The sequence below is a fragment of the Pollutimonas bauzanensis genome (assembly GCF_900129885.1).
GTDB lineage: Bacteria > Pseudomonadota > Gammaproteobacteria > Burkholderiales > Burkholderiaceae_B > Pollutimonas > Pollutimonas bauzanensis.
This window is the reverse complement of the sequence record NZ_FQXE01000007.1, coordinates 42,502-55,628: the sequence shown is the minus strand read 5'-3', so window position 1 is coordinate 55,628 and position 13,127 is coordinate 42,502. Positions and strand designations below refer to the sequence as shown.

The window sequence follows — 13,127 nt, the reverse complement described above, 5'->3', positions numbered from 1 at the left end:
GCGGCGCCGGCCTATGGCAAGTTTTGGCCTTGCGCTTCATGAAGGACCGGCGCAAGGTGGCCGAAGTAGCCATCGACTACCCGCACATGCTCCGGCGCCAGCGTGCCGGCATGGAACTTCAGCGCCAGCCACGACAGCAGATAGGCGTAGCGCGCCTGGGCGAGGTTGCGCAGCGCATCGTAGTATTGCTGCTCGGCCTGCAGCACATCGGCATTCACCCGCTCGCCGCCCGCCACGCTTTTTTTCATCGCCCGAATCAATTCATGCGTCGAATCCACCGCGAGCTGATAAGCGCGCATCTTGGCGGCGCTGCTGCGGAATAAATTGAATTGCCGGCGCAAGTCGCCCAGGATTTCGCTCTGGCGCGCGTTGCCCTCGAAGCGCATCTGCTCCCGCTCATCGACCGCCTGGCGCACCGACGCTGAGACACCGCCGCCGGCGAATATCGGGATGCTCACCTGCAGCCCAACGCTGTTGGTGACGTAGCGCTGGTCGTAGGTGGACTCCGAGCTGGATTTCTGCCGGCCGGCCGAAGCGTACAGGCTCACCGATGGCAGGTGGCCGGCACGGGCCTGCTCGATGCGCTGCCGGGCGGACTCCAGGGCGTGCTGCTGAGCCGCCAGTTCCGGGTTGTGGGCCAGCGCCACGCGCTGCCAGCCTTCATAAGCCGTCTCCTCCAGCGCCAGTTCCCCGAACTTGCCGGCCAGCGGCGCCAGATCATCGGCCCGCGGCACGCGGCCCACCATCGCGCCCAAGGTGCGCAGGGCCGCGTCCAGCGCATCCACGGCCTCTATCTCCTGGGCGACCGCCAGATCATGGCGAGCCTGCGTCTCCAGCAGGTCCGTGCGCGTGCCTTCCCCCGCGGCCAGCATCCGCCGGTTCAGCGCCAGCAATTCCGCATAGGAACGCTTCTGCGCCTGTGACAGATCGATCTGATCCCGCGCATACAGCGCTTCGGTATAAGCTTGCGCCACGCGCAGCGCCAGTTCCTGGCTGCGGCTGCGGAAGCGCTCATCGGCATGATGCGCCTGCGCCACCCCGTAGTGGTAGCGCGACAATGCTTCGTAATCCAGCAAGGGCTGCTGCAGCGTCAGCGCCGACGAATAGCTGCGGTAGGAACGTTCTGTCGTCGTGGTGCCGCCCAGCCAGGCGGGTTCGGTGACGCCGGACTGGTTGCGGCCCGCCTGGTACTGATAAGACAGTTTGGGCAATAGCGCGGCTCGCCCGATGGCGCGCTCCTCGCGGCCGGCGTCGCGCTCGGCCTGCGCCGCCCGATAGCCGGGGTCGTTTTCCAGGGCCATGCCGTAGAAGGCCATCAGCCCCTGCGCATGCGCGCAAGAGATCGCGCCCATTGCCACCAGTATCAGCATCAGCGCCGCGGCGGATAAGCGGCGCCGCGCGGCGCAACGAGGCGGCCCCACCGGACCCGCGGGCTGGACCAGGATGCGCATCCCTACCGCTCCCTCAAGCTCTCGGTGCCATATTCGATCAGCGGCCCCAGGAAATACTCGATCACGCGGCGCCGTCCGGTCTTGATCTCGGCGCTCACCGCCATGCCTGGCGCCAGCCGGACATCCGCGCCATTGACGGGAATGGTCGATTGCGCCAGCGCAATGCGCATCGAATACACCAGGCCGAGCTTTTCATCGTTGATCGCGTCGTCCGACACCGACGTCACCTTGCCCGGCACGATGCCGTATTTGGTATAGGGAAAGGTCTCGATCTTGACCTCGGCCTCCTGGCCGGGCAACACAAAGCCGATATCCTTGTTTTCCAGAAAGGCTTCGATTTCCAGCGTGTGCTCTTCGGGCACCACTGACAATAGCGGCTGCGCCTCGGTAACGACGCCGCCCAGCGTGCGCACCGCCAGCTGCTGCACCGTGCCGGACAAGGGCGCCGTCAAGCGCGTCAGGCGCTCGGACTGCCTCGCCTTGATCAAGTCCTGCTCCAGCAGCGCCAGGCGCTCGCGCGCCTCGTTCAGGCGCTCAAGATTGGCGTGCCGGGCATCGGCCAGCAATCCGATGCGCTGCTGGCGAACCTCATTGATCGAGGCCTCGATCTCCTTGGCGCGGCTGCGCTGCACGGCCAGATCCGCCTCCTGCTCGATACGTTCGCGCTCGCGCTCCAGGTAGGTGTTGCGGGCCACGTACTCGTCGCCGGCCAGCTCCTTGAGCGCCTGGGCGCGCTGGCGCGCAATAGGCGAGGTGCGCTCCAGCTTGCGCACCAGCGCCGAGGTGGACTGGTGCTCGGCCTGGCGGCGCAGCAGTTGCGCATCGAGCGCGGCCAGCTTGGCCTGCAAGGCGGCGTACTCGCCTTGCGCCAGGCGCTGAACATCCGCCAGGGCTTGCGGCGGCACGGCCGGCAGGGGCGCGATCAAAGGCGGCCGGTTCGATTCGATCGCCCCGAGCATGGCCTGGGCATGGCTGGCCTGCAAGGTCCAGGCATGCATCTCGTTGAACAGGCGCTGCTGTTCCGCCATCGGCACCGTGCCATCCAGTTCGATCAGCAAGTCGCCGGCGCGCACCGGCTGGCCTTCGCGTACGTGGATAGCCTTGACGGTGGCCGTGCCTATCGGCTGCACCACCTGCGTGCCCTCGCTGGGAATGATCTTGCCCCGCGCGGTGGCGACGATGTCCATCCGCCCAAAGACCGACCACAGCACCGTCAGCGCCGCCAGGCTGGAGAGCAGCCACATCAATGCCCGGGGCGCCGGCGAGACCGGCGCCTGCTGCAATGCCAGCGCCGAAGGCAGGAACTCGGCCTCGCGGGCTTCGTAGCGCTTGCCGGCGCCCACATTGCGCTCGCGCCACGCCGCGGCGAACACACTGCCATAGCGGCGCATCAGATCGCGCCACGCGCCAAGACGATGCCCCCGGCTCATTGCATTACCCCTGCTGCATCCGGTACAAGGCCGCATAGTGGCCAGGATCGCGGGCCACGAGATCCGCATGCGCGCCCTCCTCCACGATCTCGCCGCGCTCCATCACAATGATGCGGTCGGCGTCCTTCACCGCCGACAGGCGGTGCGCGATGATCAGCACCGTGCGGCCGCGGCTGATCTCGCGCATATTCTGCTGGATAATGCGCTCGGACTCGTAGTCCAGGGCGCTGGTGGCCTCATCCAGGATCAGGATACGGGGATTGGACAACAGGGCGCGCGCGATGGCGATGCGCTGGCGCTGCCCGCCCGACAGGGTAGCGCCGTGTTCGCCGACCATGGTGTCGTAGCCCTCGGGCAGTTCGGCTATGAACTCGTGCGCGCCGGCCAGTTGCGCGGCGCGCATCACCTGCTGCAGCGGCATGCCGGGATCGGCCAGCGCGATATTGTCGCGGATGCTGCGGTTGAACAAGAGGTTCTCCTGCAGCACCACGCCGATCTGGCGGCGCAGCGAACTGGCGTCGATGGTCGAGATATCCACCCCATCGATCAGCACCCTGCCCTGTTCAGGCTGGTACAAACGCTGCACCAATTTGGTCAAGGTGCTTTTACCGGAACCCGAGCGTCCCACGATGCCCAGGGTCTCGCCCGCCTGAATGTGCAGCGCCACGCCGCGCAAGGCCGGCTGGGCGGTGGGCCGGTATCTGAACACGACCTGGTCGAAGGCTATCATGCCGCGCACTGGCGGCAGCGCCGGCCGGGCCGTATGGACTTCAGTGCGGGTATTGAGGATGTCGCCCAGGCGCTGCATGGAGATGCCCACCTGCTGGAAGTCCGTCCACAGCTGCGCCAGGCGCATGACCGGCCCGGCCACGTTGCCGGCCAGCATGTTGAAGGCGATCAGCTGGCCCACCGTCAACTTGCCATCGATGACCAGCATCGCCCCCAGCCAGAGCGTGCCCACCGTGACCAGCTTGCTGATGTAGGTCACGCCGCTGCTGGCGATGGTGCCCAGCGTCGCCGTGCGCAGGCCCGCCTTGACGTAGGCCGCCAGCTGGTTGTCCCACTTGCGTATCCACTGCGGCTCGACCGCCCCGGCCTTGAGCGTTTCCACGCCGCTGATGGTCTCCACCAGAAAGGCCTGGTTCTCGGCGCCGCGGTTGAATTTCTCGTTCAGGCGCGCCCGCAATGCGGGCGTAAAACCCAGCGACAGCAGGAAGTAGCAAGGCAGGGACGCGACCACGATGAGCGTCAGCCACACGCTGTAGTAGGCCATGACAGCCAGGAACACCACCGAAAAGATCAAGTCCAGCACGGCGGTCACGCCATTGCCGGTCAGGAAGGAGCGGATATTCTCCAGTTCCCGCACCCGCGCCACCGAGTCGCCCACCTGGCGCGCCCGGAAGTAGGCCAGCGGCAGGTTCAGCAGGTGGCGAAACAGCCGCGCGCCCAGTTCGACGTCGATGCGGCTGGATGTATGCGCGAACACATAGCTGCGCAAGGCCGAGAACAGCACCTCGAAAGTGACCACGACGAGCAGCCCGACCGCGATCACGTCCAGCGTGGTGAAACTGCGATGCACCAGCACCTTGTCCATCACCACCTGGAAGAACAGCGGCGTGACCAGCGCGACGGTCTGCAGCACGAACGAAGCGATGAAGACCTCGCCCAGCAGCCGGCGGTACTTGACCACGGCCGGGATGAACCAGCTGAAATCGAACTTGGCCAGCTCCCCCGCGATCGAGGCGCGCGAAGCCAGCAGGATCAGCTCCCCCGACCAGCGCTGTTCGAACTCGTCCAGCGTCAGCTCTGCCGGGCCTTTGCCGCGCGGGTCCTGGATCAGCACCTTGCCCGCGTCCTGCCGGGCCAGGATGAAGAAACAGCCGTCGCGGTCGCCGGCAATGGCCGGCAGCGGCGTGGTCGGCAGCCGCGCCATGCGGGCCGCGGCCTTGCGCGCATGCAGGCCGAGCTTGCGCGCGGCCAGCAGGATCTCGGTCGTGCCGAAGGGTTGGCCGGGAGCGCGAAACTCATGGGCAAGCTGGTCCATGTCGGCGGCCACCAAGTGGTAGCGCGCCAGCATGACCAGGCAGGCCAGGCCGGTGTCGATAGGCGGTGTTTCAGGCGAGACGGGATCCGGCGCAGAGCCGCCCGGCGGCGGGGCCGAAGCCCCGCCGGCTGCCGCATCGAGGCGTTTCATGAATCGTCGGACCGCCCCCTACTGCCAGTTGGCCGCAATGACTGGCGCCAGCGCGGTCTGGTAGGCCGGCGGCAGCGTGGTCTGGCCGCTGGCGGGCGGGGCGAAGGCGGCCATGGCCTGGACCAGATTGTCCACCTGGGTGTCCAGCAACACTTCGCCATCCGTGGTCTGGAATCGATCCACCTGGTACTGCCCGCCAAGGTACCAGTTGTTGATCGTCGCGCCACTGCCGGTGCCGATGATCCGGATGTCCAGATTGTTGCCTGAACGGCTGAACCAGAGCTGGCTTGCCTGCGTCCCACCGGCAAAGACGACGCTGTCGGTATCCCCGGGCAGCGCATCGTCCTGCAAGATGGTATCCACGCCGTCGCCAGGCATCACGACATAGTGATCGTCCCCGGCGCCGCCGCGCAGTATATCGCTGCCGCCCTGGCCGTTGAGAATGTCGTTGCCCGCGCCGCCGGACAGTACGTTGGCGCCGGCGTTGCCGACCAGAATGTTGTCTGCGTTGTTCCCGGTGCCATTGATATCCTGGCCGCCGACCAGCGTCAGGTGTTCCACATTCTCCCGAAGTACGTAGCTGATCGAGGCCACTGCATGATCGATGCCTTCGCCCGCCTGTTCGAAGGCGGTATCATTGAAAGCATAGATGTAATAGGTATCGTTGCCGCCTCCGCCCTGCAATATGCTTCCGGCCCATGGATTTCCGATGAGAGTATCATCGCCGCTGCCGCCGATCTGCCATAAATTGCCGTATCTGGCATCCAGCTCCCGGCCGTCGAAAGCGTCGCGCCAAAGGGCGGGGGACACGGAATACAGCACGTCGTATTGCGCCGCCGATAGGCTGGCCTGCCCGGGGGTCGGCTTGGCCACGGTGGCGAGCGCCGTCACCACAGTGTCCACCTGCGCTTCGCGCAATATATACCCGGGACCGTGAAACTCCTCCACGCGATACCGCTCGCCCAGATACCAGTCGCTGACGATCACCCCATCATCGGTTCCGATCATGCGCATTTCCAGGTCGTCGCCGACCCGGCTGAACCAGAGTTCGTCATACCAGGCTTCGAGGTAGACCAGGTCCTTGTCGAAACTGCCCTCGTCCACATCGTCCTCGACAATGCGATCCATGCCGCCGCCAAAATCCACGCTATAAAAATCGCCGCCCGCGCCGCCAATCAGCAGATCGTTGCCGCCGTTGCCAAACAGTAGGTCGTTGCCGGCGCCGCCGATCAGGGTGTCGTTGCCCGCGCCCCCTTGCAGAAAGTCGTCGCCGTCCCCGCCGGTCAGCACGACAGGCGGCACGATCTCTGTCCGCCAACCCGCCGCCAGCGCTGCCTGCAGCGCCTGGGCCTGCGCCGCAGGCAGAACTGTCTGCCCCAGCGCAGGCATCGGCAGGGCCGCCATCGCGGCTACCAGGGATTCCACTTGTTCCCAGGACAATTCCTTGCCGGGCGACGCCAGGAAGCTCTCGACGCGATGCTGGCCGCCCAGATACCAGCCACTGACGATGGCCCCGTCGCCGGTGCCGATGATGCGCACTTCCAGGTCGTCGCCGATCCGGCGGAACCAGAGCTGGTCGAACGCAACGTCTGTCGAGAATACGACCGTATCGGTATTGCCCACCGTCGCATCGTCCTCGACAATGCGGTCCATGCCGTTGCCGCGCGCGATGACGTAGCTGTCGTTGCCGGCGCCGCCCTGCAGGATGTCATCGCCCGCCCCGCCATTGAGCATGTCGTTGCCGCCCCCGCCGATCAGGATGTTGGCGGCGGCATTGCCGACCAGGGTATTATCCCCGTCATTGCCTGTTCCATGGATGGCATGGCTGCCGGCCAGTGTCAGGTTCTCCACATGGTCGGCAAGCGTATAGCTGACCGAAGCCACCACGTGGTCGATGCCTTCGCCGCTTCGCTCGACGACCAAATCGTAGGCGCTGTCGACGTAAAACGTATCGTTCCCCAGGCCGCCGATCAGCGTGCTGCGACCGGATCCGCCATACAGTATGTCGTCGCCCCCGCCGCCATCCAGCGTGTCGTCCCCCGTCCCGCCACGCAGCACATTGGCCAACGCATTGCCGGTGATCCTATCCGCGTGGACCGACCCGGTGACGTTCTCGATGCTTGCCAGGCTGTCCGTTCCTCCGAAGCCGTTGCTGGCCGTGCCGGCCGACAGATCCACCACGACACCGGCGACAGCGCCGGCATAATCCACCGTGTCGGTCCCCGCCCCGCCATCCAGCGTATTATTGCCGGCTCCGCCCGCCAGCCGGTCATTGCCGGCCCCGCCTCGCAGCACATTGTCCCGCGCGTCGCCCAGCAGTACGTCGTCGTAGCCGGTCCCGGTCAGGCTGTCGACATGCACGTACCCATCATGCGCGCGAGAGGTCAGTGAATCCAGGTTGATCGACACCTTCGCCGTCATCCGGCTGAAATCGACAGTGCGTATGCCGATCAGGTTTTCATACACAGACAGATCCGCCAGCGTCACGCCATTGAGCCGTATGCGCGCCGCCTGCCCGCCGGCGGTCGTGTAGGCGATTTCCAGTCCACTGGTGCCTTGCGTCAGGTACGCCCTATCGTCACTGGAACGCAACAGCCACAGCCGGTCGGCCGTCAGCCCTGTCGCAAACCCCAGCACATCGTCCACCTGGCCGCTGGCCGACTCCGCAAACAGGAACGTATCACGCCCCGCCCCGCCGACCAGGCGCCGGGCGCCGCCGCTGCCTGCGATCAGCAGGTCGCCGCCCGCTCCGGCCTGAATGACCTGGCCCTGCGCGGCGTAATGCGCCTGCTGAAAGTTGTCCCACCCCGCCAGGGCGACGATCAGCCCGTTCGCCTGCTGGAGGGCCTGGTCATGCGCAGTCTGCGCCTGTTGCTGCAGCGACAGCAGCGCCTGGTACTTGGCGCTGTCTACGCTGGAATAGAAGGTGGTTTCGTACTGGTACCAAATCGTTCCATTCACATTGCGGTACGTGGCCGGCGGGGCAGCATCCTGCAATAGCTGCCAATTCGCGCCCAGCAGGCCCTGCAATGTCGCCAAGGTAGATACATAACTCTCGTAGCCCTTCAAGGCATTCCACAGCGCCGACGCGGAATCGCCGGCGCCATTCCTTGCCGTGGCATCGTTGCCGGCGGTCGGCGCCGCATTGGCCTGCACTGCTGACGCCAGCGCGGCTTGCCGGCCCTGCAACGCGGCCCCGAAACGGTCCGCAAACGGGAGGATCGATGCAAAACTGTCGCGCAACTGGCCGCCCTGCGAAATCAACGCAGTCACTTGATTGGCGGGACCTTCTTGCAGGCTGATGGACTCGCTGGTCTGATTGCTCGTGACTTTCCGGTTGTAGTAGAACCGGCCAGGGTCCGCACTCGTCAGTTCCACATAACTGACGACATAGCTTGGACGGCCGGTCAGTGGATTCAACGTCTGCCAACTCCAGTTGCTGCGGCTGATGAATTCACCCGCCATGTCATTGCGTGTATAGCGATAGACATACCTTCTGCCCTGGTGAATATCCGGCGTGACCGCCTGCGCCTGCTGCTGCGCGGCCGCGTATAGGCTTTCCACTTGCTGCCGGTTCGACGACATGGCCGAAACGATGGCATTGACCGCGTTGACGGATGCCGCCGTCTTGCCGCTCTGATAGAACTGCCGGGTCTCCAGCGACACGTCGATGGCCTCGCCCACCTGGGGCAAATCGATATCCGTTCGATAGTAGGCATCCGCCTCCAGGCCTGCAGGCACCCGCAGCGCGATCTGCGGATCGAAGTCCGGATTGGCCGCGTGCCAGGCCTGCATGGCCTGCGCCAGCGATTCGATGCCGGCCGCGTCGATGCGCAGCCCGCCTTCCAGTTCCAGCACCGCCACCTTGCGGAAGGCATCCTGGTACCAGTCCTGGATCACCAGCACATCGTCCGTGCCCAGAATGCGCACTCGCAGGTCGTTGTCCTGGCGCTCGAACCACAGGTCCCGCGCCGCCACGCCCGGCGCCAGCTGAATCAGCGCGCTGGCCCCGCCGTTGGCGGCAATACCGTTGCGCACCGTGTCCACGCCATGGTCGCGGCCGAACCGGTACACGTCGTTGCCGCCGCCGCCAATCAGCAGGTCGTCGCCCGCCCCGCCATCGAGCCGGTTGCCGCCGCCGTTGCCGGTCAACTGGTCATTCCATGCCGACCCCGTCAGGTGCTCGATGTTGGCCAGCGTGGAGCCCAGGTTGTCGCTGCCGCTTGACAGGCTGGCAGCAACAGCCCGGCCGGCCTCGGCATACGACACGGTATCCGCCCCTGCGCCGCCGTCCATGGTGTAGCCGGTGCCAGTCACCACCAGCGTATCGTTGCCCACGCCGCCGCGCAGGATCGTGTTCCATGCCCCGCCGATCAACGTGTCGCCGTAGTTGGAGGCGATCAGCTCGTTGACGTGCACCAGGCCGTCGAACAGCAAAGCGCCGCGCAGGCTGCGCGTGCCGGCGGCGTTATCATTCTGGAACGACACCGTCGTCACGCCCGCCAGGTTGGCGAACAGATCGAACTGGTCAATATCGGCGCCCAGCAACAGTACCTGCTTTCCGCCGATATCGGTCGTCAGTTCCAAGCCGCCGGATACCCGCTTGAGATGCACGCGATCTCCAACGCCGGCAATCTGCACCTGGTCTCCTGATGTCCCTGTTTGGAAGCCAGACAATATCGTATTGCCCGATGTCGAACTCAGTAGCAGATGATCCACATGGTCGGACAGCACGAATGACTGATTTCCCCGGTTTGCCAGCATCAGGTTGAAACCCGATCCGAGCGTGGTCTGTTGATCTGCATTTCCCAAGTAAACACTGGTATATCCGGACGACTGGGCAAAGACACCCAAAAGCTGGTCGATGATGACCTTCCGATCTGCCGCATACTGCAACGCCAAGGCATAGGCATCGAATGCCGCCGCCGCAAATGCGGCATCTCCTGGGGAATAAAACGTCGAGCCATCCGCCAAGTGCCTGGTGGCATCAAAATTTACTGGAACCAGCTTGTTCAGTTCCACGCCCAATCCGTCCAAATGCTGGTTCAGCATCAGGAACTGGCCATAGGCATCCAGAAAACGATCCAGGGCCGTTCCAAGCGCGCCGCCCGCCAGGCTGGCCGCCCCCAGCGCCTGATAGCGGTCGGCATCCCCGCCTGTCATATTGGCGACGACGGCATCAGTGCCGGAACGGATCACACCATTCAACCCCTGTTGCATGGCGCCGATCGCCGCTTGCGCGGTGATATCCATAGCCACGGTACCCGCCAGCCACTGCGCCATGTCCCTGCCTGCGCTGCTGGTCGCCGTGCGATTGCTGGAATCGTACATGGTGATCAGCGTCATGTCTGGAACCGGCATGAGGGGATTAATATAACCCTGGCTCGTCCGATAACGCTGCGTCTGCATCCATCCCTGGATGGCGCCGGACACTCCCGAAAAATCATGCTGATTCTGGTTGAACATCTGCTGCAATGCTTGGGCTTGGCCCAATGCCATTGACGCATAGCCTTGAAAAACATACTCCGCATGGGCGACCGCAGCCTGATTCGGCAGCCATTTTGTCGACGCCTCCCCTTGCCCCGCCGCCGATCCAGCCGACATTACCATGGGCGAGATCGCATATGGCGTCATCGTTCCCGGACCAAACCCGAGAATATCCACCGAAATGATGGAAGGCGCGCCACGCGCCCCAAGCCATGTCGACTGCCGGATACTGCTCAACACCTGGCTGATCGCCCCCATTTGCGACCACGCGGCTTGAAGGCGACGCACCACTCCCGCGCCCAGCGTTGCAAAATACCAATGGTTCGACATATTTCCATTATCGATCCGGTCAGCCATCAATCGCAGACCATCGGCATTTTCCGCCGCAGTACCACGCCCCTCGGGGATGAGACCAAGCCGCTCACCGATGGTATGCAGCCAGGATCCCTTTTCTTCCGAAGCGAGCGCAAGCATCTTGCGTTGCAGGCCATCACGAACGGACTCATCGATCGAATCGGCATCACCCGCATAAGTCTGCCCATCCACATGAATCTGATAGCTTGTGCCATTGCCAAACAGTTCCGTGGTGTAGCCGAAGGAAAAGTCCCCATTGCCGTTCACCCAGCGCACAGACAATGTGTCCCGCTGCAATACGCAGCTTCCTGACAGCGTCTCGCCCTGCATCGATACCGCCAGCGACTGTCCGTCGATCCGGATCGAACTGCCCAGGGGAATGTCCAGCACGCCTTCGCCAAGCACGGCAGCCGTCACACTGCCATCGGGCCGGCAAACCAGCGATGGCCCCCACTCTCCTTGAGCGTCCTGCAGTGTCAGGCGGAACGTCAGTTGAGCCTTCTCGTTCAGGCCGATGTGCGTGAGATTCTTGGGATCAATGGTGAATGAGGTACCGCGCTGGAATAGATCGACGTTGATGGTGCCCGCCGAGCCGAACCCGATACCCAGCAGCGGCTCTCCCGTCTCTTCATATTGCTGCAACGCCCTTTGCAGACCCGGCAGGCCATCGACAAATCCGTCGCGAATGGCCATCTCGAGATCAACCATGGTGCTGCCGATAACACGTGCCGTCCCTGCCGAAGCACCTTCCAGGGAAAGGCCATACGCTCGTAGGCTTTCAATGAAAGACTGTTCCAGAGGCATTGTTACGTGATCACCGCCCAGGAACAGAAAATCCGTCAATGTTCCAGGCCAAGTCCATTCGGGAACTTGAAACTGTGTCTGCATGTTTTTTGCATCAGCCTGGACAGTTTCCTTGACAGAAGGCAAAGTTCCATTTTCTATGATCAGGTTAAGCAGCAAACCCGCAAGGTCATTAGATGCCTTGTTAAAGGCAAATTCAGTCAGTGTTTTTTCATGAAGCTGCACAATACGACCGGAGGCACCGCGCACATATTCCGACCAAAATGAGCCATCATTGCTATTCACATGGTAGGCGATGGCATACCAAGTGGCCAGCCCTTCCAGATTGGCTTTTTCAGAAGGTACCAGAGGTTTTTTTAGTGCGTCATCTACAATTCCACGTATATGGGCATAGGCACCCACGTAGTTTTCAGCCTCAAGAAACTCCTGAATTTTGATAACATCCTGAGGAGCCAATTTGTATTGTTCATCTGACATTTGAATTTTCCCCATCAATCCTGAATAAATGATCGCACACGCTCAACGACTTTTCTATCAATTTGATAAAAATCATCCATACGATTTTTTTGTGCTGTATATTCCAAACGCATACCATCCTCAAAACTGCGAAACACTGTATAAGCCAGGAATGTTGGATCGTCTACGTAGGACACATACATGGAATATTCAGATTCATCCTGTTTAAACCAATAAATCTTATAAGAATATTCAGCGAAGCGTGATCTATAAATATCAAAACCATTTTCCTCACCAAGAAAAACAGAATTCGGCAGTTTCTTTATACGCTCGAATGTGAATTGGGACACACTCCCAGCCTTCGTTCGAGATCGTACACTTACACTTATGCGATTATCATTCCCAAATACATTCGGATTTCCAGGAAACATATCCGGATATTCAAACAATGTCTCAAAATATCCAGGATTCTTGGCGCTATCAAGAATCACCAGATATGTCTTGGGTACCATCCACTGCCTGCCCGCCAGTGTGAAATACCGGTCTTCCTGAGGCTGATTGACCTTCCACGCAACCCATCCGAGAAAAACGATCACCGGCGACAGCACCAAGAGTATGACGATCAACCACTTCCTATACCTGCGCATAGCATTCGGTTCCTATCAGCGATGACGGCAAAGAATATTGACTTCGGCCATTTCATTTCACTCAACCCAGAAAAAAACATCACCCACCCGCCGAACCTTTATGCCGCTCATATGTGGTGATTGCAAAAAATTCCCCATCAAAAAGCATAGAGCCTGGCCTTCAGCATCCCTAAAATGCTTTAGCCCACATCCAATAATCTTCCCTGACATTTCATTCATCAACCCATGGAGGCCCCAGCTTTCCGTGCGATTGAATCGCACCGCCAAGGTCTAGCCTCAAAGCCCTGGAAATCGCCCATATCCT

Annotated in this window: 5 protein-coding genes; all 5 read right to left on the bottom strand. The window is 62.2% G+C overall.

The window, feature by feature from the left end:
- Window positions 1–11: 11 nt before the first annotated feature.
- The 5 genes from BUB23_RS14220 to BUB23_RS14200 all read right to left on the bottom strand — a co-directional run bounded on the left by BUB23_RS14220 (window position 12) and on the right by BUB23_RS14200 (window position 12,802).
- Window positions 12–1,451 carry a TolC family outer membrane protein gene (locus BUB23_RS14220; protein ID WP_218599003.1) on the bottom strand — a complete coding sequence of 480 codons (1,440 nt, stop codon included), beginning with the start codon at window positions 1,449–1,451 and terminating at the stop codon, window positions 12–14.
- A gap of 2 nt (window positions 1,452–1,453) precedes the next feature.
- Window positions 1,454–2,881 carry an HlyD family type I secretion periplasmic adaptor subunit gene (locus BUB23_RS14215; RefSeq protein ID WP_073103895.1) on the bottom strand — a complete coding sequence of 476 codons (1,428 nt, stop codon included), beginning with the start codon at window positions 2,879–2,881 and terminating at the stop codon, window positions 1,454–1,456.
- 4 nt (window positions 2,882–2,885) lie between these two features.
- Entirely contained in the window at window positions 2,886–5,075 is a 2,190-nt protein-coding gene (locus tag BUB23_RS14210; RefSeq protein ID WP_084136030.1) for a type I secretion system permease/ATPase, read from the bottom strand.
- Between the two features lie 18 nt (window positions 5,076–5,093).
- Window positions 5,094–11,624 (bottom strand): calcium-binding protein, encoded by a 6,531-nt coding sequence (locus tag BUB23_RS27590; protein WP_143160985.1) that lies wholly within the window; start codon window positions 11,622–11,624, stop codon window positions 5,094–5,096.
- Window positions 11,625–12,211: 587 nt separating this feature from the next.
- Entirely contained in the window at window positions 12,212–12,802 is a 591-nt protein-coding gene (locus tag BUB23_RS14200) for a hypothetical protein (RefSeq protein WP_143160984.1), read from the bottom strand.
- Between the last annotated feature and the right edge of the window lie 325 nt (window positions 12,803–13,127).